This window comes from Mycobacterium sp. IDUB_5, from assembly GCF_055419565.1.
In genome coordinates, this window is record NZ_JBVAXX010000002.1 from 525,253 (window position 1) to 548,515 (window position 23,263).

The 23,263-nt window shown below is 67.1% G+C and carries 22 protein-coding genes and 1 pseudogene; 15 read left to right on the top strand and 8 right to left on the bottom strand.

Annotated elements, in window-relative coordinates:
• The first annotated feature begins 5 nt into the window (after positions 1-5).
• A complete protein-coding gene (locus ACZY1G_RS07685; protein WP_463815197.1) occupies positions 6-620 on the top strand; it encodes a TetR/AcrR family transcriptional regulator in 615 nt (204 codons plus the stop codon).
• Positions 621-670: 50 nt separating this feature from the next.
• Positions 671-1,144, top strand: a complete 474-nt coding sequence (gene rnhA, locus ACZY1G_RS07690; RefSeq protein ID WP_463815196.1) for a ribonuclease HI — start codon at positions 671-673, stop codon at positions 1,142-1,144.
• 10 nt (positions 1,145-1,154) lie between these two features.
• Here rnhA and ACZY1G_RS07695 read toward each other — a convergent pair.
• Positions 1,155-2,596: pseudogene (locus ACZY1G_RS07695) on the bottom strand (HNH endonuclease signature motif containing protein).
• Positions 2,597-2,677: 81 nt separating this feature from the next.
• On the opposite strand from ACZY1G_RS07695, the gene ACZY1G_RS07700 reads away from it, so the two are divergent.
• The gene (locus ACZY1G_RS07700) at positions 2,678-3,847 is read left to right on the top strand and encodes an alpha/beta hydrolase family protein (RefSeq protein ID WP_463822037.1); all 1,170 of its coding nucleotides are present in this window, start codon (positions 2,678-2,680) and stop codon (positions 3,845-3,847) included.
• Positions 3,848-3,859: 12 nt separating this feature from the next.
• Here the strand turns inward: ACZY1G_RS07700 and ACZY1G_RS07705 are convergent, their stop codons facing one another.
• The 6 genes from ACZY1G_RS07705 to ACZY1G_RS07730 all read right to left on the bottom strand — a co-directional run bounded on the left by ACZY1G_RS07705 (position 3,860) and on the right by ACZY1G_RS07730 (position 11,511).
• Positions 3,860-6,142, bottom strand: coding sequence for an ATP-dependent DNA ligase (locus ACZY1G_RS07705; protein WP_463815192.1), 2,283 nt, complete (start codon positions 6,140-6,142; stop codon positions 3,860-3,862).
• Between the two features lie 66 nt (positions 6,143-6,208).
• Entirely contained in the window at positions 6,209-7,291 is a 1,083-nt protein-coding gene (locus ACZY1G_RS07710; RefSeq protein WP_463815191.1) for an ABC transporter ATP-binding protein, read from the bottom strand.
• A gap of 29 nt (positions 7,292-7,320) precedes the next feature.
• Entirely contained in the window at positions 7,321-8,205 is an 885-nt protein-coding gene (locus ACZY1G_RS07715) for a carbohydrate ABC transporter permease (RefSeq protein ID WP_463815190.1), read from the bottom strand.
• Between the two features lie 2 nt (positions 8,206-8,207).
• A complete protein-coding gene (locus ACZY1G_RS07720) occupies positions 8,208-9,191 on the bottom strand; it encodes a carbohydrate ABC transporter permease (RefSeq protein WP_463822038.1) in 984 nt (327 codons plus the stop codon).
• A complete protein-coding gene (locus tag ACZY1G_RS07725) occupies positions 9,188-10,549 on the bottom strand; it encodes an ABC transporter substrate-binding protein (protein WP_463822039.1) in 1,362 nt (453 codons plus the stop codon). The genes ACZY1G_RS07720 and ACZY1G_RS07725 overlap by 4 nt, the downstream gene beginning before the upstream one ends.
• Positions 10,550-10,575: 26 nt before the next feature.
• A complete protein-coding gene (locus ACZY1G_RS07730; RefSeq protein WP_463815803.1) occupies positions 10,576-11,511 on the bottom strand; it encodes a sugar-binding transcriptional regulator in 936 nt (311 codons plus the stop codon).
• Between the two features lie 292 nt (positions 11,512-11,803).
• Between ACZY1G_RS07730 and ACZY1G_RS07735 the strand changes: the two genes are divergently transcribed.
• The 12 genes from ACZY1G_RS07735 (at position 11,804) to ACZY1G_RS07790 (ending at position 22,109) form a co-directional block, all read left to right on the top strand.
• Entirely contained in the window at positions 11,804-13,219 is a 1,416-nt protein-coding gene (locus tag ACZY1G_RS07735; RefSeq protein WP_463822040.1) for a mannitol dehydrogenase family protein, read from the top strand.
• Positions 13,216-14,172, top strand: a complete 957-nt coding sequence (locus tag ACZY1G_RS07740) for a carbohydrate kinase family protein (protein WP_463822041.1) — start codon at positions 13,216-13,218, stop codon at positions 14,170-14,172. Before ACZY1G_RS07735 ends, ACZY1G_RS07740 begins: the two co-directional genes overlap by 4 nt.
• A 9-nt stretch (positions 14,173-14,181) precedes the next feature.
• Complete coding sequence (gene ku / locus ACZY1G_RS07745; RefSeq protein ID WP_463822042.1) at positions 14,182-15,126, top strand: non-homologous end joining protein Ku; 945 nt, start codon at positions 14,182-14,184, stop codon at positions 15,124-15,126.
• Between the two features lie 55 nt (positions 15,127-15,181).
• Positions 15,182-15,973: an SDR family oxidoreductase gene (locus tag ACZY1G_RS07750; protein WP_463822043.1), complete on the top strand. Its 792-nt coding sequence runs from the start codon at positions 15,182-15,184 to the stop codon at positions 15,971-15,973.
• Between the two features lie 8 nt (positions 15,974-15,981).
• Positions 15,982-17,058, top strand: coding sequence for an NAD(P)H-dependent amine dehydrogenase family protein (locus ACZY1G_RS07755; protein ID WP_463822044.1), 1,077 nt, complete (start codon positions 15,982-15,984; stop codon positions 17,056-17,058).
• A gap of 20 nt (positions 17,059-17,078) precedes the next feature.
• The gene (locus ACZY1G_RS07760; protein ID WP_463822045.1) at positions 17,079-17,327 is read left to right on the top strand and encodes a hypothetical protein; all 249 of its coding nucleotides are present in this window, start codon (positions 17,079-17,081) and stop codon (positions 17,325-17,327) included.
• A 7-nt stretch (positions 17,328-17,334) separates the two neighbouring features.
• Entirely contained in the window at positions 17,335-17,568 is a 234-nt protein-coding gene (locus tag ACZY1G_RS07765) for a hypothetical protein (protein ID WP_463822046.1), read from the top strand.
• A gap of 93 nt (positions 17,569-17,661) precedes the next feature.
• On the top strand, positions 17,662-18,888 hold the full coding sequence (locus ACZY1G_RS07770; RefSeq protein WP_463822047.1) for an Nramp family divalent metal transporter: 1,227 nt from the start codon (positions 17,662-17,664) through the stop codon (positions 18,886-18,888).
• Position 18,889: 1 nt separating this feature from the next.
• Positions 18,890-19,954 (top strand): poly-gamma-glutamate hydrolase family protein, encoded by a 1,065-nt coding sequence (locus tag ACZY1G_RS07775; RefSeq protein ID WP_463822048.1) that lies wholly within the window; start codon positions 18,890-18,892, stop codon positions 19,952-19,954.
• 82 nt (positions 19,955-20,036) lie between these two features.
• Positions 20,037-20,768, top strand: a complete 732-nt coding sequence (locus tag ACZY1G_RS07780) for a DUF1365 domain-containing protein (protein WP_463822049.1) — start codon at positions 20,037-20,039, stop codon at positions 20,766-20,768.
• A 43-nt stretch (positions 20,769-20,811) separates the two neighbouring features.
• Complete coding sequence (locus ACZY1G_RS07785; protein ID WP_463815178.1) at positions 20,812-21,393, top strand: sigma-70 family RNA polymerase sigma factor; 582 nt, start codon at positions 20,812-20,814, stop codon at positions 21,391-21,393.
• Positions 21,390-22,109: an anti-sigma factor gene (locus ACZY1G_RS07790; RefSeq protein WP_463822050.1), complete on the top strand. Its 720-nt coding sequence runs from the start codon at positions 21,390-21,392 to the stop codon at positions 22,107-22,109. The genes ACZY1G_RS07785 and ACZY1G_RS07790 overlap by 4 nt, the downstream gene beginning before the upstream one ends.
• On the opposite strand, the gene ACZY1G_RS07795 is transcribed toward ACZY1G_RS07790, so the two are convergent.
• Positions 22,106-23,200: a glutamate--cysteine ligase 2 gene (locus tag ACZY1G_RS07795; protein ID WP_463822051.1), complete on the bottom strand. Its 1,095-nt coding sequence runs from the start codon at positions 23,198-23,200 to the stop codon at positions 22,106-22,108. The two genes, ACZY1G_RS07790 and ACZY1G_RS07795, sit on opposite strands and share 4 nt — an antisense overlap.
• Positions 23,201-23,263 lie beyond the last annotated feature (63 nt).

Genomic DNA, 23,263 nt, shown 5'->3' on the forward strand with positions numbered 1-23,263 from the left:
GCGTGATGCGTAGACACGGATGGTCGGGAGACATCCCCCGTGACGACGACGAGGCCGTCGCGCGCATTCTCGAGGCGGCCCGTCAGACCATCGACGGCGGCCGGCCCGCGACCATCTCGACGATCGCGCAGTCGCTCGGGGTGACGCGTCAGACGGTCTACCGCTACTTCCCCACCCAGGAGGCCTTGCTCGCCGCTACTGCGCTGTCGTCGATCGACGGATTCCTCGATCGCCTGGCCGCACGACTAGGCAGCATCAGCGATCCGACGCAGGCGGTGGTCGAGAGCATCGCCTACACCCTCGAGCAGCTGTCGCAGGATCGCTACCTGCGCCTGGTCGTCGAACCGGGAAAGGCGTCCGCGTTCACCGCGGGGGTGACGTCCGAGCTGGCCATCGGATTCGGCCGATCGATTCTGGAGCGCTTCGATATCGACTGGGCTGCAGCAGGTTTCGGCGGCGACTCGTTGGGTGGTCTCGTCGAGTTCATGCTCAGGACGGTGCAGTCGTTCATCGTCGATCCCGGCGGGCCGGCTCGCCAGGGCGACGCCCTGCGCGAGTACCTGGCCGAGTGGATCGCGCCGGCCATCCGAGCGCGCGCCGCGACGACGACACGCCGGTGACGCGGCGAGTCACCCCGCACACCGGTGGCCCGATTGCCTATTCTCGGCGGATGCCAGACGACGCCCGAGACGATGTCGTGGTGATCCACACCGACGGCGGCTGCCGCCCCAACCCCGGGCCGGGCGGCTGGGGCGCGGTGCTGCGGCAGCGCCAGCACGTGCGCGAGATGTTCGGTGGCGAGTCGGGCGTGACGAGCAACAACCGGATGGAGCTGACGGCGCCGATCATGGCGCTGGAGGCTTTGACCCGTCCGGTCTCGGTGCACCTCTACACCGACAGCACCTACGTGCGTAACGGCATCACCAAGTGGGTGCTCGGCTGGGAGCGCAACGGTTGGCTGACCGCCGCGAAGCAACCGGTGAAGAACGTCGACCTGTGGCAGCGCCTCCAAAAGGCCTGCGCGCGGCACGAAGTCGAGTGGTTCTGGGTCAAGGGCCACTCCGGCGTCGACGACAACGAACTGGCGGATGTGCTCGCGACCCGCGGCATGACCGAGGCCATCGCCGCAGGGATCGCGATCTAGCGATCGGCCGTCAGGCCACCTGGTTGTCGGGTGGTGCGGGTCCGCCGGGTTCTGCGGGGTCGGCCGACGCTTGGGTGGGCTCGTCGTCCTCGGGTGGGCGGAGGAGGCGTTCGGGGGTGTGTGGGTGTTGACCCGGGTTTGGCCGGTGTCCAGGTTCGGTGGTGGGGTCCATTCCACCTCGTGGCGGGTGTTCATCGACGTGGTCCAGCTGGCGGGTGCGACGGAGCGGTTGTCGGGTGGGCAGGCCAGGCCGAGGTCGTCGATGTTGGTCAGCCCGCCCGCAGCCCAATCTTGTGTGACGTGGTGGACCTGACATCCGTACGCCCCGACTCGGCAGCCGGGTTTGGTGCAGCCACCCTCACGCGCGATCAACATGATCCGTTGTGCGGCTGAGGCGACCCGGCGGGTGCGGAACAGGTCCAGCGCGGAGCCGGTGGCCCGGTCGAACACCGCCAAATAGTGGCTCGCGTGGGCGCCCATCCGAATGACGTCTTTGATGGGCAGCCGGGTGGCGCCACCGGTCACCCCGATCCCGGCGCGGGATTCCAGATCCTGCAGGGTGGTGCGCACGATCACCGTGACCGGTAACCCGTTGAGCTGACCCAACTCCCCGCTCATCAGGGCGATCCGCCCCACCGCCAGCAGCGCATCGTGCTGGCGCTGGGCCAGGCTGCGGTGATCCGCGTCGATCTGCGCCTGCGTGGGCGTCCCAGAGATACAGGGCTCGTCATCGTCGGGGTTGCACATGCCGGGGGCGGCGTATTTGGCGAAGATCGCCTCCCACACCGCGGCGGCTTCGGGGGTTAGATCGGCCCGCCACTGCGTCATGCCGTCACGGCGCTGCGGGCCCGTGTTCAACCCCCGCTTGCGGACGCGTTCCGCATCGTCGGGTTCGGGGCCGTCCTGATCGAGCAGGAACAGGGTCAGATCGGCGGCGTCGCGGGTTTCTTTCGGGCCGGCACCGACCGCGGTGCGGACCAGCTCGACCTCGAACTGCTCGCGGGTCGCGGTATCGCAGAAGCCGGGGAGTTTGTCGACGGCCTTGCGGATCTCGGTGACATGCTCGCCGGTGATCAGCCCCTGTTCCTGCGCGATGGCGGTCGCCTCCAACACCGGCGGCAAGGGTGGTCCGGTGAAGGGTTGGCGCGGTGCCAGCAGCGCAGCCTCAGTCAGCCGGCGATGCGCCTCACCGCCGCTGATCCGCCACCGGATCGCCAGCACGTCTTTCCAGTTCTTCGCCCCCATCGCATGCGGGGTGGTCTCGATCTGCAGCCGGGCCAACGCTCGGTGCTGGGCCGCCGGGAGCCGGCAGCCGGCGGATTCCACCGCGTCGAGCAGCTCCGTGAGCTCCGCAGCCGTCGAGAGGTCCAGATTGCAGGCCAGCACGCCGTCGACTGCGGCCCGCAAGACCGCCACCGCCTCCCGCACCCCCGACATACTTCGAACATACATTCGACCACCGACAAATCCCGGGCGCCCGTGACACCTCCTGATGGAATGTGGTTGGCTGCCCCGATGCGTTGGAGACACCGAATGATGTTGGCCGTACTGCTCATTGCGGCATTTGTGGCCACTCCGGCGTCACCCGCTCATGCCGACGCGCCGGCGTGGTCGGGCCTGGACGCTCGGTTCTTCGCCGGCCCCATCCCGCCGGCCGGAACGACCATCACCTCCGTCCCTCTGGACCCTGCGCTGTCACTCACCGGCGCCGGTCCCGCCTTTCGCGTCCTGTACTCCACCACCGATCAACACGATCGGCCCGCTGTCAGCACGGGAGCGGTGTTCCTGCCCCCGGGGCCCGCACCCGAGGGCGGATTCCCGGTCATCGCCTGGGCCCACGGCACCGTCGGACTCGGCGACGACTGCACACCCTCGGCCCGACCCCGGACCCCACGTGACGACGAGTACCTGTCGCACTGGCTAGACCAGGGTTACGCAGTCGTCGCCAGCGATTACGCCGGCCTGGGCACACCGGGGTTGATGAGCTACCTCAACAGTGTCGCCACCGCCCATGCGGTCGTGGACTCCGTGATCGCCGCCCACGACATGGGCCTGCCGCTATCTCCCGAGTGGGCGATCGTCGGGCAGTCGCAGGGCAGCGGCGCCGCAGTCAGCAGCGCACGCTGGGCCACCGAGTTCAGCCGCGGCACCGGATTGGACTACCGCGGCGCCGTCGCCACCGGCGCTCCCGCCAACATCGACAAGCTGGTGGCCCAGGCGGGGCCGAACCTCGAGCTCCCCGAGTTGGGGCCCATCGCCAACGCCTACACCGCGTACATCCTGGCGTCGCTGCGCGAGGCGCGGCCCGAACTGGGTGTCGGCAGTGTGCTGAGTCCCGCCGGCATCGACGCGGCCTCCCGCGCCGAAACCCTGTGCACCGCCGAGTTGTCGGATCAGCTGGCACACCTGACGCCGGCGTCGTTCTTCTCCGCACCACTGAACTCGATCCCCGGCATGACCGAGGCGCTGTACGACTTCATGGGGACGCCGTCCACCGGGTTCGACCGTCCCCTGTTTCTCGGTGTGGGGCTACTCGATCGGGACGTCCCGCCGTCGTCGACGTTGTCGTTCTACGACCAACTGGTCGCCAACAATCAGGACGTCACCCTGCGGGTCTACCCCGAAGAGGACCACAGCGGAACGGTCCTCGCATCGATGGCCGATTCGACGCCGTTCCTCCGAGAGGCGTTCGCACACAGCTGATTCCGGGAGTCTTCACTCCCATCGCACGTCCCCCGGCTCCTTGTCGGGACGCAGCCCGCGCCAACTCGGTTGGCGAAGCCGGTTGTCCCCAGTGCGCTCGCTGTACCGGACCTCACCCACCAGTTCCGGACGCACGAACGTCACGCCCTTGGCGTCCTGCGTGGGAAGCGTTGTCACGAAGGGCGATTCCGAGGTGTGCAGTGGCTCCAGCGTCGCCCGCAGCATCGCGAGTTCCTTCTCCGTGAACCCGGTGCCGACCCGCCCGACGAACTGCAAACCGTCCTCGTCGGGGATGCCGAGCATCAACGCGCCGAGACCGCTGGTGCGCCCGCCCGTTCCGGCGCGCCAGCCGCCGATCACCACCTCTTGCGTGCGCCAGAGCTTGTGTTTGATCCACGCCGAGGACCGCCGGCCCGGCTGGTAGGTGGCATCTCGCTTCTTGGCCACCACCCCTTCCCAGTTCTTGTCGCGCGCGAGCGCCAACGCATCGCGACCGTCACCGTCGAGTTGCGCCGGCACGATCAGCCCGCCCTGCTCGGCCAGCGCCTCGAGGATGCGCCGACGGTCCGAATACTTCGCCCGCAACAGCGAACGACCGTCGAGGTAGAGAATGTCGAAGGCCCAGAACTCGACCCGCGTGGACCTTTTCCGGTTCTGCATCTCGCGGAAGCTGGGCACACCGGACTCGTCGAGCGCCACCGCTTCGCCGTCGAGAATCGCATGATGCTCGGCGAGATCGGCAGCCAGCGCGCGAAACTGCGGATAATCGGCGGTGACCTCGCGGCCGCGACGCGAACGCACACTGAGCGCACCGTGGTCTGCGTCGACGAGCACCCGGTAGCCGTCCCACTTACCCTCGAAAGCCCACTGCGCCTTCGTGTATCGCTCGATGGAGCCCTCAGTGGCCAGCATCGGCGCCAGATCCGCGAACGTCGGCTCCTGCTGCTCCTTCATGCGGTGCGCTAGCCAGTTCTTGCCATCGGTCTGGATCAGCGCGTAGCGGCCTCGGATCTTCTCGCCGTGCAGAGTCACGATCACCTCACCGCCTTTCGCGGGCCCGTCCGGCGAGTGGTCGGTGAACTTCTCGGTGTCGTAGGTTCCGGTGTCCCACACGTACACCTCACCGCCCCCGTACTCACCTTTCGGGATCTCCCCGGCGAACGTCAGGTACTCCATCGGGTGGTCCTCGGTGTGCACCGCGAGGTGATTGACCGAGGGAGTGTCCGGCAGGTTCTTGGGCACAGCCCAGCTCACCAGGACGCCGTCGCGCTCGAGGCGGAAGTCGTAGTGCAGCCGTCGCGCGTGGTGCTCCTGGATGACGAACTTGTCGTTGTTGCCGACCTGCGGCGCCTGCGCCGGTACAGGTTCGGGGGTCTTGGCGCTGTCGCGCATACCGCGGTAGGTGGTCAGCCGATCGGGCACCGCCAGCGGCTCGTCCAGATCGCTGAGCAGATCTCCGTCCCGCTCCCAGCGTTCCAGGACCTCGGCGAACGTCAGATGCCGCAGGTCGGGATCCTCGATTTCGTCCCAGGTGCGTGGTGCGGCCACCGTCGGATGTTCGCGTCCGCGAAGCGAATACGGTGCGATGGTGGTTTTGTTGCCGTTGTTCTGACTCCAGTCCAGAAAGACCTTGCCGTCGCGCAGGCTCTTGGTCATCGTCGCCGTGACCTTCTTCGGCATCACCTGCTCGAGCTGCACAGCGACCCTCTTGGCCAGCACCGACGCCCCGCGTGAACTGATCGGGTCGTCCAGCGGGACGTACAGGTGCAGCCCTTTGCTGCCGCTGGTCAACGGGAACGTCTGCAGGCCGATGTCGGAGATCAGGTCCCTCACCTCGTGCGCGACCTCGCAGAGCTGAGGCATGCTCACTCCGTCACCGGGGTCGAGATCGAACACGATCCGGGTCGCCTGCCCCATCTCGGGTGCGCCGCTGCGTTCACCCGCTTCGAAGCGCCATTGCGGCACATGGACTTCCAGCGCCGCCTGCTGCGCGATCCACGCCAGACCCTCCGTGGTGTCGATGATCGGGTAGGTCGTGGTGCCCGACTTGTGCACGATGGTCCCGCGGTCCAGCCAGTCCGGCGCCGAGGAGGCCAGCTGCTTTTCGAAGAACGCCGGCTCGTCCACGCCGTTGGGCCAACGCTTCCGGGTGACCGCGCGGCCCGCGATGTGCGGCAGCATCGCCGCGGCGATCGAGACGTAGTACTCGAAGACCTCGGCTTTGGTCGTGCCCGTGGCCGGATACAGCACCTTGTCGGGGTTGCTCAACCGCACCCGCTGGTAGCCGTCCACCACTCGACGGTATTACCCCCCGCGAGTCGGTTCAACGCGCGCTGAAGTCCCGGGTGAACGCGGCGCGATTCAGTTCAGCCGCTCGCCCGTGGTCGGGTTGAACAGGTGCACTGCGCCCTCGGGGTTCTTCCGCAGGCGCACCGTGTCCGCGAGTCTCGGCGCAGTGCGTGGATTGCACCGGGCGACGAGTTCGACGCCGGAGCCCGCGTGGGTGTAGACGAAGGCCTCGCTGCCGAGATCTTCGACCAGGTCGACGACGACCTCGACGCCAGCGCCGTCGCTCGAGATCTCGAGCTGCTCGGGACGAATTCCGAACGTGACCTCCGACAGACCGGCCTCGCTGACCTTTGCGACGTCGGCGCGCTCCAACTCCAGCACGGAATCGCCGATCTTGACGCCGTTGTCGGTGACGGGAAGGTCGATGAGGTTCATGGCGGGCGAACCGATGAAGCCGGCGACGAAGGCGTTGGCCGGCCGGTCGTAAAGCTCGTTCGGAGAGGCGAATTGCTGCAGCTTCCCGAGGCGCAGCACGGCCACCCGGTCACCCATCGTCATGGCCTCCACCTGATCGTGCGTGACGTAAACGGTGGTGGTACCCAGCCGTCGTTGCAGCGCGGCGATCTGAGTGCGCGTCTGCACGCGCAGCTTCGCATCCAGGTTCGACAGCGGCTCGTCCATGCAGAACACCTGCGGCTCGCGCACGATGGCGCGGCCCATCGCAACGCGTTGGCGCTGACCGCCGGAGAGCTTCGCGGGTTTGCGATCCAGGAACTCGGTGAGGTCGAGGATCTTCGCCGCCTTTTCGACCTTCTCGCGCCGTTCGGCGGCGGGCACGCCTCGCAGCTTCAGCGCGAAGCCCATGTTCTCCGCGACGGTCTTGTTCGGATACAGCGCGTAGTTCTGAAACACCATCGCGATGTCGCGGTCCTTTGACGGCACACCGGTCATGTCCTTGCCGCCGATCTCGATGGCGCCCTCGTCGATGTCCTCGAGGCCGGCGAGCATTCGCAGCGCGGTGCTCTTTCCCGAACCCGACGGCCCGACCAGGACGACGAACTCACCGTCGTGGATATCGAGGTTCAGCGAATCCACCGCGAGCCTGTCCGAGCCCTCGTAGATGCAGGTCGCATTCCGGTATGTGATTGCAGCCATGACTATTCCGTTCTATCTCGACAGTGGGGTTACTTGATTGCGCCGAACGAAAGGCCGCGCACCAGCTTGTTCTGGGCAAACCACCCGCACAGGATCACGGGGAGTGCCGCCATGGTCGCGGCCGCCGACAGCACGGCCCAGTACTGACCCTCGCCGGTGATGAAGCCGACGAGGTACACGGGCATGGTCTGGGCATTCACCGCAGTGAGGTTCACTGCGAGGAAGAATTCGTTCCAAGCGAAGATGACGCAGATCAACGCCGTTGCAGCGATGCCCGGGGAGACCAGGGGCAGGATCACCTCCCGCACCGAGCGCCAGAGACTTGCTCCGTCGAGGCTCGCCGCCTCCAGCAGTTCGCCCGGCACCTCGAGGAAGAATGACCGCATCATCCAGACCGCGATGGGCAGGTTCATCGACGTGTAGAGCACGATCAGTGCCCAGATGTTGTCCAGCAGTCCGAGGTTGGACACGATCACATACAGCGGAAGGATGGCCGCGACCACGGGAAGCATCTTCGTGCTCATGAAGAAGAACAGCGCGTCGGATGTCTTGCGGACCGGCCGCAGCGAGAGTGCGAATGCCGCGGGCACCCCGAGCAGAAGCACCAGGATGGTCGACACGGCCGTTGCGAAGACCGAATTCAGCATCGCCGGACCGATTCCCTGGTTGAAGACGGCCGAGTACTGATCGAGCGTCGGCTCGAAGAACAGTTTGGGCGGATTGGTCGCCGCGTCGCTCTCGGCCTTGAAAGAGGTCAGCACCATCCAGAACACCGGGAAGAAGAAGCCGATACCGGCCAGCCATGCGACGACACCCCACGGACTGAACTTCCTGGACTTCTTCTTGCGTACCGGTGCTGCACCGTCGGCGGCCGTTGTTCGTTCGCTGCTATCGACGACGTCGTGGGTAGTCATGACTAGGCTGCCTCTTCCTTGCCGGAGAACGATGTGAAGATCAATCGCAGCGCGAAGCTGGCGATGATCATGGTGAAGATGACGACCACCACCCCCATCGCCGCCGCCTGACCCATGTCGAAGCCGAGGAACGCACGCTGATAGATGTAGAAAGGCAGGTTCGCGCTCGCGACGCCGGGACCGCCTTGGGTCATCATGAAGATCGCGTCGAACGTGTTGACGAGGTAGATCGCTCCGAGCACCACCCCCAACTCGATGAAGCGGCGGAGATGCGGCAGCGTCAACTCCCGAAAGAGTTGGAACGCCGTTGCGCCGTCCACCCGTCCCGCCTCGAGTTGGTCACGGGGCATCGACGTCAGGCCGGCCAGGATCAGCAGCATCATGAACGGCGTCCACTGCCAGATCAGTTCGACCATCACCATCGCCAACGGGAATTGGCCGATCCAGTCCACCGGCCCGATCCCCACCAGGGACAGCGCCCAGTTGAGGATGCCGTTGTTCGGATCGAGGATCGTGGTCTTCCAGATGAGCGCTCCGGCAACGGGAGTGATCAGGAACGGCGTGATCAGCAGCGTGCGCACCACCCCGCGGCCGAGGAATGCCCGATCCAGCAGCAGCGCGATGAGAAGGCCGAGGAATGCGGAGATGAGCACCACCCCGACGATCAGGATGACGGTGTTGCCTGCCACCGACCAGAATTGGCTGTCCTGTACGACGGCGACGTAATTGTTGATCCCGACGAACTGTCGCGAGCCGGGACGCACCAGGTTCCACGACAGCGTCGAATAGTAGAGCGTGAACAGGAACGGCACCTGGGTCACCGCGATCATGAAGATCAGGGCCGGTAGCAGCGGGCCACGCCGGCGCCACCCCTCCGCGCGGCTCACGCCGACGTCCTGCGACTCCCTGATCTTGCGAACCCGTTCAGCGACGGCTCTGTCGTCGGCCTCGGCCGTGAGGCCGGTGGGTGGCGAAGTTGTGGTCATCGCTTCTCCTGGTAGCTCTTGCCGACGACTTCGGCATACAACTGCGATTGCTCCAGCGCGGCGTCGACGGACTGCTGCCCGGCGATCGCTGCACTGATCTGCTGGCTGACCCGCGTTCCCAAATCTTGGAACTCGGGTATCCCGACGAACTGCACGCCTGTGTAGGGCACCGGTTGGACTGTGGGCTTGTCCGGGGTCGCACCGGAAATCGACCGCAGCGTCAGGGGTCCGTACGACTTCGAAATCGCCTCGTACTCCGGCAGTTCGGTGTAGGTGGAGGTTCGGCTGCCGGGTGGTACCCGAGCCCAACCCAACTTCTCGCCGACCAGCTTCATGTAATCCCTGCTTGTCATCCACGAAATGAATTTCCACGCGCCGTCAGGGTTCTTGGCGCCTTTGGGGATGCCGAGCGCCCACGTGTAGAGCCACCCCGAATTGGGCTTCTCGACGATCGGCGCAGGCAGGTAGCCGATCTTGCCGACGAGGTCCGGATACGTCGCCGGATCCTCGAGGACCGACACTGCCGACGTCGCGTCGTACCACATCGCCGTCTGGCCCTGCCCGAACAGGTTGGCGCACTCCTGGAAACCCGTCGAGGACGCCCCGAGTTCGCCGGACTCCTTGATCGTGTCGACGTAGAAGTTGACGGCCTTCTTGACCTCCGGGCTGTTGAGCTGCGCGTTCCAGTCTTCGTCGAACCACCGGCCGCCAAAGGTGTTGATGACCGTGTCGAGCGGAGCGAGCACCTCACCCCAACCGGGCTTGCCGCGCAGGCAGATTCCCGCGTCGGAGACCTGTTTGTCCTTGATGGTCTTCGCCCACTGGGCCACTTCGGGCCAGGTTGGTTGGAAGTTCGGATCCTGACTGACCTCGATCCCGGCCTTGGAGAACATGTCCTTGCGATACATCAGGAACGACGATTCGCCGTAGAACGGCACCGAGTACATGTTGCCCTCGTAGGACAGAGATTGCCGCAGCGACGGGATGAAGTCTTGTTCGTCGTAACCGGGCGTGTTCTTGGCGTAGTCCGAGAGATTGAGCAACCAACCATCTTTGGCCCACTGCGGCGTCTCGAAATTGCTGATCATCGCGACGTCGAATTGGCTGCCGCCCATGGCGGTCGACATGGTGATCTTGGCGCGGGCCTGATTCTCCGACAGCGAGATGAACTTCAGCTTGACGCCCGGGTTCTCCTTCTCGAACTCCGGCGACAGTTTCTGCGCGTCTGTCATCTGCGAGTTGGACACCAGAGCGATCGTCACCTCGTTCGACGAGGCTCCGAGACTGCCCGCACCGGCACAGCCGGCAGTGAGCACAAGGCCCGACGCGGACACCGCCACCCCGAGTCGCTTCACCATTCCTGGTCTCACTGTTCCGTGCCTCCTCACTGAGCCAACAACCAACGAGCACAATCGATATCGCACACCAACATCCGGGCGAACCTCCCTCGCAGCGCTCCGAGCGTGGCCACGTGCTTGGCGGCTCCGCTGGAGATCAGAATCGTCTTCGCGCAGTCGCGGATGTCGTCCAATGAGACGGAGACCGCCCGCAGCTGCAGTTCGGTGGCGACGGGTACGCCCTGCGCATCGAAGAAGCGACCGCCGATCTCTCCCACGGCGCCGAGGGATACGAGTTCGTCGAGCATCGTCAGGTCGAGATAGCTGCCTTCGAACAGCGTGGTCGACGTCGACGCCGCGCCGGTACCGAACAGCATCATGTCGGCGCGTCTTCCTGCCTCGAGCGTCCTGGAGATCACCGAGTCGCTGCGCATCGAGACGACCGTCGACGGGTCGGCGTACAGAGGGGCAGGAAGGCGAATACTGTTTGCTCGCAGGACGTCTGCGCAACGGTCGAGGATGAACTCGACTCCAGTCTGGTACACCGAGGTGGACATGGCGCCGTCCAGTTGGACGACGGCGCGGCAGCTGGCGGCGCCCGGCGCCAACGCCGCCACCACGGCCACCTGCTCGGGCCCCCAGGTGAAGCCGAGCACATCGTCGGGGGCGATGCGCCGGATGAGCAGCGCGGCGGCCGCGCGGCCAACGCTGGCGAACGCCGCGGGCCGGCCCGGCGCGCCGACGTCGACGCCGTGTCCGGCCACCACCGCCTCGGTCAGGCCGAAACGCTGCTCGAGTTCGCGCTCCTCGTCGGCGTGCAGGTCGTCGCGGAGGGTGGGCGGGACCACGACCTCGATTCGTACGAAGCCGTTGGCCTTGGCCCGCGCCACCAGACGACCCGCGGTCGGACGGGACACCCCGAGCCGTGCCGCGATCTCGGCCTGCGTCAACCCGTCGAGGTAGTAGAGGGTGGCCGCCCGCAGGGCGAGGCGGAGGTCCTCGGCGGAGGCGCGCTCGCGTGGCGGAACGACGTGCTCGCCAAGGGCGCGAGCGAAGTCACCGTTAGGCACCGTTGCGACCACGAACCCCACCTCGCTCAATACGCCGACCCGTGAGCAAATGCTCACGGGTGCGTGTAGATGCTCATCACGTTAACATGACAAGTGTGACGTACACAACACTTCAAGACTGCGGCTATCCGCCCGCTCCGCACCGTCCGACAGCCCTCGGCATCGGGGCCACCAGGGGTAGCGTCACAACGATGGAGGCGCGGACATGAACCTCGACAACGGAACTCTGCGGGAGCTGAGCATTCCCACCCCGAGCTATGACCGAGCCCAAACCGGAGTCGGCATCGTGCATTTCGGGGTCGGCGGATTCCACCGGGCACATCAGGCCGCGTACCTGGACCGGCTCCTCAACGCGGGGCTGGACGGCGGATGGGGTATCTGCGGCGTCGGCGTGCTGCCCGCCGACCGCAAGATGGCCGATGTGATGGCCGCGCAGGACGGCCTGTACACCCTGCTGCTGGAGCATCCCGACGGCACTCGCGAGGCCCGGGTCATCGGCTCGATCGTCGAGTACCGCTACGCGCCAGACGACCCGGACAGTGTGATCGAGCTGCTGGCCGCGCCGAGCACCCGCATCATTTCGCTGACGATCACCGAGGGTGGTTACCAGCTCGACGAGCTGCCTGAGATCAACGTGTTCGGCCTCGTGACCGATGCCCTCGCCCGTCGGCGCGACCGGGGAATCGCCTCCCCGACGATTGTCTCGTGCGACAACATCGAAGGCAACGGTGATGTCGCCCGGGACGCCTTCACCACCTACGCCGACTCCACTCACCCCGGGCTCGCGGACTGGATGGCCGAGCACACCCGCTTCCCCAACTCGATGGTCGACCGCATCACACCTGTTACCACGCCCGCGGTGATCGACACGGTGTCAACCGAATTCGGCGTCGACGACCAGTGGCCGGTGATCGCCGAGCCGTTCACGGCATGGGTGCTCGAGGACGCCTTCTCCGACGGCCGGCCTCCGTGGGAGGATGTCGATGTCCTTCTGGTCGACGACGTCACTCCCTACGAGTTGATGAAGCTGCGTCTGCTCAACGCCGGCCACCAGACTCTCTGCTACTTCGCCTATCTGGCCGGCTACCGGCTGGTCCACGACGCCGCAGGCGATCCGCTGTTCGCCGAATTGCTGCGGCGGTACTTCGCCGAGGCCACGCCGACGTTGGCGCCGGTTCCCGGCATCGACCTCGAGGACTATCAGCGCACCCTGATCGAACGGTTCGCCAATCCCGGGGTGCGCGACACCATCGCCCGGCTCTGCGCGTACTCCTCGGACCGCATTCCGCAGTGGCTGGTGCCGGTGATCCAGGCGAATCTGAAAGCCGATCGGAGCGTGCAGATTTCAGCCGCTGTCGTCGCCAGCTGGGCGCGCTACGCCGAGGGCGTCGACGAGCAGGGTGAACCGATCGATGTCGAGGACAACCGGGTCCAGACCCTGAGGCCGCTGGCGGAGGCCCAACGCGACAACCCAGTAGCGTTCATCGAGAACACGGCGCTCTTCGGTGACCTCGCGCAGCAACCCCGGTTCGTCGAGGCCTACCGCGAGTCGCTCGCATCACTGCACGAAGACGGCGCGCGTGCCACCTTGGAGGCGCTGCTCTCCGGTGGTGCGCGTTGAGCGGCCAAAGGGCATTGGTGATCGGTGAGGCTCTGATCGACATCGTCATCCGCGACACGGATGTGACCGGTGAACACGTCGGCGGGAGCCCGCTCAACGTCGCCGTCGGATTGGGCCGGCTCGGTCGCGGTGTCGACTTCCTCACCCACATCGGTCGCGACGAGCACGGCCGTCGCATCACCGAGCACCTGCACGCCTCCGGGGTCGAACTGGTCACCGGCAGCAGCACAGCCGAACGCACGCCGACCGCTCGTGCGATGCTCGACGAACACGGCGGCGCCACCTACGAATTCGACATCGAATGGCAGCTGAGCGGCACCCCCGAGGTTCCCCCGCCGCTGGTGGCCCACACGGGTTCGATCGCCGCGGTGCTCGAACCGGGATGCCGGGCGGTGGCTGCACTGCTCGACACGTACCACCCGTCGGCCACCATCACCTTCGACCCGAATGTCCGGCCGTCACTCATCGACGACGACGATGCCGCGCGCAACCGCATCGACCGTCTGCTCGAGCGCAGCGACATCGTCAAAGTCAGTGACGAGGATCTGGCGTGGTACGACCCGGACCGTTCCCCTGAGGAGATCGCGCGCATCTGGCTCGGCCTCGGGCCGGCGGTCGTCGTCGTGACGTTCGGCGAGCGCGGCTCGTCCGGCCTCGTCGCAGGCGGCAGCGTCCGTATTCCGGCACCGGCGGTCGACGTGGTGGACACCGTCGGCGCCGGGGACTCCTTCATGGCCGGACTCATCGATGCGCTGTGGGACCTCGGCGTGTTGGGGGCGAAGCGGCGACAGGACCTGCGCGGCATCTCCGAATCCGCGCTCACCCACGCCCTGGAGACAGCCGCTCTGTCGTCGGCGCTGACCGTCGCGCGACCCGGTGCCGACCTGCCGGATCGGGCGACCCGTGACGCGGCCGCGGCGAGGTCCGGCCCGCAGCCGGGTCGACCCGGCTAACCTGGGGTGATGCGGTCCATCTGGAAGGGTTCGATCGCCTTCGGGCTGGTCAACGTCCCCGTCAAGGTCTACAGCGCCACCGAGGACCACGACATCAAGTTCCATCAGGTGCACGCCAAGGACAACGGTCGCATCCGCTACAAGCGGGTGTGCGAGGTCGACGGCGAGGTCGTCGAGTACCGCGACATCGCCAAAGCCTATGAGTCCGACGACGGGCAGACGGTGATCATCACCGACGAGGACATCGCCTCCCTGCCCGAGGAGCGCAGCCGCGAGATCGAGGTGTTGGAGTTCGTGCCCGCCAGCGATCTCGACCCCCTGATGTACGACCGGAGTTATTTCCTCGAGCCCGACGGAAAATCGTCGAAATCGTATGTGCTGCTGGCGAAGACATTGATGGAGACCGACCGGGTCGCGATCGTGAACTTCGCGCTGCGCAACAAGACACGGCTGGCCGCGCTGCGGGTCAAGGACTTCAGCAAGCGCGACGTGATGATGATCCACACCCTGCTGTGGCCTGACGAGATCCGCGACCCCGACTTCCCGGTGCTGGACAAAGAAGTCGAGATCAAACCCGCGGAGCTCAAGATGGCCAGCCAGGTCGTCGATTCGATGACCGACGACTTCAACCCCGATCGGTACCACGACGACTACCAGGAACACTTGCACGAGCTGATCCAGGCCAAGCTCGAGGGCGGCGAGGCATTCACCACCGAGGAGCAGCCCACGGAACTCGACGCCTCCGAGGACGTCTCGGACCTGCTGGCCAAGTTGGAGGCGAGCGTGAAAGCCCGCCGGGAGCAGAGCGGCGGCAGTAAGCAGGACTCCGAGGACGACGACGAGCCGGCCAAGAAAGCACCTGCGAAGAAGGCCGCCAAGAAGGCGCCGGCCAAACAGGCGGCGAAAAAGGCTCCCGCCAAGAAGGCCGCGAAGAAAGCCGCAGCCAAGAAATAGAACGTGTTCCAAAAACACCTTCCGGGGCGGCGGTTCGCTTGCTAGCGTGACGGCCGTGATCCTGGACAGATTCGGGCTCGACGATCAGGTGGCGGTGGTGACGGGCGCGGGCCGCGGCCTCGGCGCAGCGATGGCGCTCGCCTTCGCAGAAGCAGGCGCTGACGTGCTGATCTCTGCCCGTACACAGGCCCAGTTGGAGGAGGTGGCCGACCAAGTCGCCGCCGTGGGCCGGCGGGCGCACATCGTCGTCGCCGACCTCGCCCACGCCGAGGACACCGCGGCCCTCGCAGCGCAGGCGGTCGAGGCGTTCGGCAGACTAGACATCGTCGTCAACAATGTCGGCGGGACCATGCCCAATGCGCTGCTGAACACCTCCACCAAGGATCTGCGCGACGCATTCGCCTTCAACGTCGCCACCGCCCACGCGCTGACGCTCGCCGCGGCACCGCTGATGCTCGAGCACTCGGGCGGCGGCAGCATCATCAACATCACCTCGACGATGGCGCGGGTGTCAGGACGTGGATTCGCGGCCTACGGCACCGCGAAGGCTGCACTGGCGCACTACACACGGCTCTCGGCGCTGGATCTCGCACCGCGCATCCGCGTCAACGCGATCGCCCCGGGCTCGATACTCACCTCGGCGCTCGACATCGTGGCGAGCAACGACGACCTGCGGACACCGATGGAGCAGGCCACGCCGATGCGCCGCCTCGGCGACCCGCTCGACATCGCGGCGGCCGCGGTCTATCTGGCCTCCCCTGCCGGCGCCTACCTCACCGGTAAGACCCTCGAGGTCGACGGCGGCATCACCTACCCGAACCTCGAACTGCCCATCCCCGATCTGTAGAGGACACCATGACGATTCGCGTCGCCGCCATCGGAACCGGAAACGTCGGCAGACACGCACTGGCACAACTGATCTCGGACTCCAGGTTCGAACTGACCGCGGTGTGGGTGTCCTCGGACGCCAAGGCAGGCACCGACGCCGGCGAGCTCGCCGGGCTCGGGGTGTCGACCGGCGTACTGGCCACCACCGATCTCGACGCCGTCATCGACACCGCGCCCGAGGCCGCGGTCTACACCGCGATGGCTGACAATCGATTGCCGGAGGCTCTCGAGGACTATCGGCGCATCCTGGCCGCCGGCATCAACGTCGTCGGAAGCAGCGCGGTGTTCCTGCAGTACCCCTGGGGGGTGTTGCCCGACGAGATGGTGACCCCGCTCGAGGATGCCGCCAAGGCCGGCAATGCCAGCGTCTTCGTCAACGGGATCGATCCCGGCTTCGCAAACGATCTGCTGCCGATGGCTCTGGCAGGTACCTGTCAGAGCATCCAGCAGATCCGCTGCATGGAGATCATCAACTACGACACCTATGACAGTGCGACGGTGATGTTCGACGTCATGGGTTTCGGCGGGAGCCTCGACGAGACGCCGATGCTGCTGATGCCCGGTGTGCTGAGCCTGGCGTGGGGGTCCGTGGTGCGGCAGCTCGCCGCAGGCCTAGGGCTGGAACTCGACGAGGTGACCGAGACCCACACGCGGGTGCCCGCACCCGAGGATTTCGACATCGCCTCCGGCCATATCGCCGAAGGGACCACTGCGGCAATCCGTTTCGAGGTCCGCGGCATGAAGGATGGGGAGGTCGCGGTGGTTCTCGAACACGTCACCCGGCTGCGCGACGATCTGTGCCCGGACTGGCCGCAGCCCGCGCAACCCGGCGGCTCCTATCGCATCGAGATCACCGGCGAACCGTCCTACGCGGTGGATCTGTGCCTGAGCAGTCCCCACGGCGACCACAACCACGCCGGCCTGGTCGCCACGGCCGCCCGCGTGGTCAACGCCATCCCCGCGGTCATCGACGCCGCGCCGGGGATCGTGACAGCGCTCGACTTACCTCCCGTGACTGGCAAAGGTCTGTACGCTAACCGGTGAAACCGCTGAAAGGACCCCGCATGAAGGTTCGCCTGACTACTGTCGCCGCTCTTCTCGTTGCCGGCGGCGCGTCCGTCGCGATCGCCGCCGCACCCGCTGCCGTGGCACAACCCACCTGCGTGCAGACCGGTGAAGGCGGCGGATTCCAGGGCGGCGCGAACACTGACTGCCAGTCCCCGGGCAACGCGCAGATCGACTCGCGGCCGAGCGTCTACGCCGAGCCGTGGGAAGGCGGCTTCGGTTGGGGCTACGGCCCGTACGTGATGTGAGCCGAGGATGAAGCGTCGAGTGCTCGGATTCGCGGCGGTCGTGAGTGCGGGTGCCGCAGTCGCCTGGGGCGGAATGGGCGTCGCGACCGCGATGCCGAAATGCAGCGACGTCGGCAAGACGATCACCTACTGCGAAACCAACGGCAGCACGCAGATTACGGCCACGCCTCCACCCTGGAACTGGGGCGGCTGGCAGGGCGGCGACTACTACCCCTTCGGCGCGTTCGGCTACCTGCCCTGACATGTGCCGTGACGCCCGACTCGTTGCGACGCCGCGAGATTTTCGGCTAACCTAACTTTTCTCTTCGATTCAACGAATAGAAAAGGGCCGTGGGTGAAACCCGACGTCGCAGCGCCGATCCGTCCGTTGTGGCTGCTGCTCGGTCCCGCCTTCGTCGCGGCGATCGCCTACGTCGACCCCGGCAACGTCGCAGCCAACGTCAGCGCGGGCGCCCAGTTCGGCTTCCTCCTCGTGTGGGTGATCGTCGCCGCCAACGCGATGGCATGCCTGGTCCAGTACCTGTCCGCGAAGCTCGGTCTGGTGACCGGCCGATCGCTGCCCGAAGCCGTGGCCGACCGGATGGGCACCCCGTCACGGCTGGCCTACTGGGTGCAGGCAGAGCTCGTGGCCATGGCGACCGATCTCGCCGAGATCGTGGGCGGCGCGATTGCGCTCTACCTGCTGTTCGATCTGCCTCTCCTGGTCGGCGGCGTGATCACCGGCGCGGTCTCCCTGATCCTGCTGATGGTCAAGGATCGAAGCGGCCAGACTGTGTTCGAGCGCGTCATCACCGGCCTGCTGGCGATCATCGCCGTCGGCTTCTTCACCAGCCTGTTCGCCGCACCACCTCCCGCCGGCGAGGCCCTCGCAGGGTTGGTGCCCCGCTTCGAGGGACCGGAGAGCATCCTGCTGGCGGCCGCGATGCTCGGCGCGACGGTCATGCCCCACGCGGTGTACCTGCACTCCGGGCTGGCCCGCGATCGACACGGCCATCACGCGGCGGGGCCTCGGCGTAAGGCACTCCTGCGCGCCACCCGGTGGGACGTCGGTGCCGCGATGCTGGTCGCCGGCGCGGTGAATCTGTCGATGCTGCTGGTGGCAGCGACCACGCTGCAAGGAATGCCGGACACCGATTCGATCGAAGGGGCTTTCGCCGCCGTTCAGAGCACGCTCGGTCACACCGTGGCGCTGCTGTTCGCGATCGGGCTGCTGGCGTCCGGGCTCGCGTCGTCGTCGGTCGGCGCGTATGCCGGCGCGATGATCATGCAGGGCCTCCTGCGCAGATCGGTGCCGCTGCTGACCCGCCGCCTGATCACGCTGCTGCCCGCGCTGGCGGTGCTCGCGGCAGGCGTCGACCCGAGCCGCGCGCTGGTGTTGTCCCAGGTGGTGCTGTCCTTCGGCATCCCGTTTGCGCTCATCCCCCTGATCCGGCTGACCAGTGACCGATCGCTGATGGGCACCGACGTCAACCGACGCATCACCACGACCCTGGGCTGGCTCGTCGCCGGCCTGATTAGTGTGCTCAACGTGGCGCTCATCTATCTGACGCTGACGGGCTGAATTGTCGGCACGTCACCACTACTTCGCGTACGGCTCGAATCTGTCGGTGCGCCAGATGGCGCAGCGCTGCCCCGATGCCACCGATCCGCAGCCCGCGACCCTGGCCGACCACGACTGGCTGATCAACGAACGTGGGGTCGCCACCGTGGAACCGCAGCCGGGTGGGGTGGTGCACGGCGTGCTGTGGCGAGTTTCCGACCACGACCTGGCGACGTTGGACAGCGCCGAAGGTGTGCCGGTGCGCTATCGGCGCGATGCGCTGACCGTGCACACCGCCCACGGGCAGCGCACCGCCTGGGTCTACATCGACCATCGCGTGGAGCCGGGTCCGCCGCGCCCCGGCTACCTGGAACGGATCCTCGAGGGCGCCCAGCACCACGGCCTGCCTCACCGCTGGATCGACTTTCTCCAGCGGTGGGACCCCACACGATGGCCCCGCCGCGACACCGACCCCGATTCGACTCCCCCACAATCGCTTTCGGATCTCCTGGCCACCCCCGGGATCACCGAGGAGAGTGCGTTGCGGTCACGGTTCGGGTTCATGGCCATCCACGGCGGCGGGCTCGAGCAGATGACCGATGTCATCGCACGCCGGGCCGCCGATGCGGCGGACGCGTCCCTCTACGTCGTCCACCATCCCGACCGCTACCCCCACCATCTCGCGTCGGCTCTCTACGATCCCGCGCAGTCACCCCGCCTGGCGGAGTTCCTCGACCACGTCGACGTCGCCGTGTCCCTGCACGGATACGGCCGGATGGGCCGCAGCACCGAACTCCTGGCCGGCGGTCGGCATCGAGAACTCGCGCAGCACCTCGCGCAGCACATCGCCATTCCGGGCTACCGAGTGATCACCGACCTCGATGCGATCCCGCGCGAGCTGCGCGGTCTGCACCCGGACAACCCGGTCAACCGGACCCGCGGCGGCGGCGCCCAGCTGGAACTCTCCGCGCGGGTCCGCGGCATCAGCCCGCGCAGCGGGCTTCCGGGTGACGACGGGCTGGCTCCCGCCACGTCCGCTCTGGTGCAGGGACTGGTGCGGGCCGCACGGTCCTGGCACCACGCCTGACAGAGAGACACCATCGCGGCGCAATCCGCAACCCGGACTGCTCCGAATACCGGGTGTGGAACAACAGGGCGGCGCTGCGGACATGACCGCTGCGATCTACCGCACCCGGATCACGCACCTGCGGCGTGCCCCGGTGCATCACTATTTCGAGCACCGCAGCTACAGCTGGCTGATCGACCTCGACCACATACCGGACCTACCGGGATGGCTGCGTCCGTTCGCGACCTTCGATCCCGCCGACCATCTCTGGCCCGCACCCGTGGACACCCTGCGCGGCCGCGTCGAGGCATTTCTCGCCGACAAGGGCATCGACCTCGCCGGCGGTCGGATCACCGCTTTGCTGCAGCCCCGGGTGCTTGGCTCGGTGTTCAACCCGGTCACCTTCTATTGGTGCCACGGCCCGGACGGCGCGCTGCGGCATGTCATCGCCGAGGTGCAGAACAGCTGCGGTGAGCGGCACGCCTACCTACTGCCGCCGTCGGGTGACTGGCCCGCGATGGTCACCAAGAAGCTGTACGCCTCGCCGTTCAACGACGTCGACGGCCACTATCTGATCAGTGCACCGCATCCCGGCGAGCGCCTCGACCTGCGCATATCGCTGCATCGCGAGAACCTGCCGGCGTTCGTCGCGACGATGCGAGGCGAGCGCCGAGCCGCCGGGATCACCCAGATCCTGGCGCTGCAGATCGTGTCGCCGCTAGCACCGATGATGAACTCCCTCAGCGTGCGAATGCAGGGCAGGCTGCTGCGCCTGCGCCGCGTCCCGGTGGTGCCCCACCCCTCTGAAGAGCGGGAGAAGGTGTATCACTCGTGATCGACAAGGCCACCTGGTGACGGCCACCTTGCCCAGAACGTCCGTGGATGGCACGGAGGCAGCCGCTAGGCTACCGCTCGTGACCGCGGAACTCGACGCTTTGCTGCGCCAGGTGGCCCGCCAGGACGTGGACGCCTTCGCCGCTCTCTACGATCAGACCCGGTCACGGGTCTTCGGTCTGGTCCTGCGCGTCCTGCGCGACCCGGGGTACAGCGAGGAGACCACGCAGGACATCTACCTGCAGGTGTGGCGCAATGCCCACACCTACGACTCGTCGGCGGGTTCACCCCTGGCGTGGCTGATGACCCTGGCGCACCGGCGCGCGGTGGACCGGGTGCGCTCCGAGCAGGCTGCCAGCACCCGGGAATCCCGCTACGGGGCCGCCAACGTCGAGACGCCCACCGATCACGTCGCCGACGAGGTGATCTTGGACGAGGAGCGCCGCCAGGTCGCAGCGTGCCTCGGCTCGCTCACCGACACCCAACGCGAATGCATCCAGTTGGCGTATTACGACGGTCTTACCTATGTGCAGGTTTCCGAGCATCTTTCGACGAACCTTGCCACCATCAAGTCGCGGATGCGTGACGCCATCCGCGGTCTCCGCCGATGCCTGGGGGTGACATGACCAGCCCGGAAGAACTGCTGTCCCTTGCGACGCCCTATGCGCTGCATGCGCTCAGTGACCATGAGGTCGACGACATCAACCGTCGGCTCAGCGACGCCCCGCCCGGCGAGGCCGAGGCGTTCCGCGCCGAAGTCCGCGCCGTGCGCGAGACGATGGCGGTGATCGCCGAAGCCACCGCCGTCGAACCACCGCCTGAACTGCGTGCGCAGGTCTTGAACCAGATCTCACGCAGTGGCGGCGGCGCTTCGGTGCGTGCCCTCGCGCCGAAACGACGCCGCTGGGCCACCGTGATGCTCTCCGCGGCGGCCGTCGTGGCCGTCGGCCTCGGCGCTCTCGGCGTCGGGATCGCGATGCGCCCGACCGCGTCGGAGTCGACGACCGACCAGATCTTCGCCGCACCCGACGTGCGGACCGTGTCGGGCGAGATTCCCGGCGGCGGCACAGCGACGCTGGTCTTCTCCCGGGAGCGCGATTCCGGCGTCCTCGTGATGAACAACGTGACACCGCCCAAGGCGGGGACGGTCTACCAGATGTGGCTGGTCGCTGCCGACGGCCCACATTCAGCGGGCACGATGGATGCCGGCGCGGTCACACCGTCGACCACGGCGGTGCTCCCGGACCTCGGGGCGTCGAAGTCACTGGCGTTCACGATCGAACCGCCCGGCGGATCGAAGGAACCCACCACGCCGGCCTTCGCCGAACTCCCGTTGACCTAGAACTCCAACGTCGCGTCAGCCGCGACGGCGACCACGTCGCGCACGTCGTGCCGGCGTCGCCACGCGCGCCGTTGACGTATCGCCCCGTTACCCTGCTCGGCGACGGCGGCCAGACCCCGGCGCACGACGTCCTCGTCGCCGGTGACCTCCAGCGCCGGACGCACCCAGTCGACCAGGTGCGCCAGCAACGTCTGCATCGGGGCGGCCGAGTTGTCACGCAGGTCGACGCCCGTACCGTCGACGCCGTCACGCGCGGCCTTCCAGTACGCCGCCTTGAGCCTCCAGGCGTCCAGCGTCGGCTGCGCCTCTCCGCGTTCTTCCTCGGCGAGAGCGGTCATCACGGCCGCGCGGGCCAACACCGCGAAGAGCACCGTCTCCCCCACCGTCGCGGGGACGTCGGCCACGCGGATCTCGACGGTCGGGAAGTTCGCCGAAGGCCGCACATCCCAATAGACCATGCCGTCGTCGCGGATCACCTCGGACTCCACGAGCATCCGCACGGCAGCGTCGTAGTCCGCGGCGGAATCGAACCGTGGCGGCGGCCCCGCGCTCGGCCAGCGCGCCCACAGCACGCTGCGCCAGCTCGAGTGGCCGGTGTCGGCGTTGCGGTAGATCGCCGAGTTGGCGGTCAGCGCGAGCAGCGTCGGCAGCCATGGGCGCAGCCGATTCGACACCGCGACCGCCGCGTCCCGATCCGGGACGGCGACGTGCACGTGGCACCCGCAGATGCCCTGTTCGTGGGCGATCATGCCGAACCGGTCGCCGATGTCGCGGTAGCGCGGCGTGTCGGTGATCGGGAAGTCGTGCGGCAGGGTCGGCGGCAGACCCGCCGCGAGGAGTCGCGCACCAGCTCGCCCGGCGGCGTCGGCGGCGGTGCGGCGCAGCCGTACCAGCGCGCTGTGGAGTTCGTCGGCGGTGTGCGCGACGTCCGTCGCCGTCTCGATCTGGCAGCTGGTGAGCTCGAGTTGCAGCTCGATGCCCAGTTCGGCGGCGTGCTCGGCGACCTCCCGGTTACGCGGAAGCGGTGCACCGGACTCGGGATCGACGAGGAGGAACTCCTCCTCGACGCCGATCGTGGGAATGTCTGCCATGGCCGTGCGGGTCCCTAAATTTTGATCCGGCCCGTCGGATATTCACGACGGGCCGGATCTGCG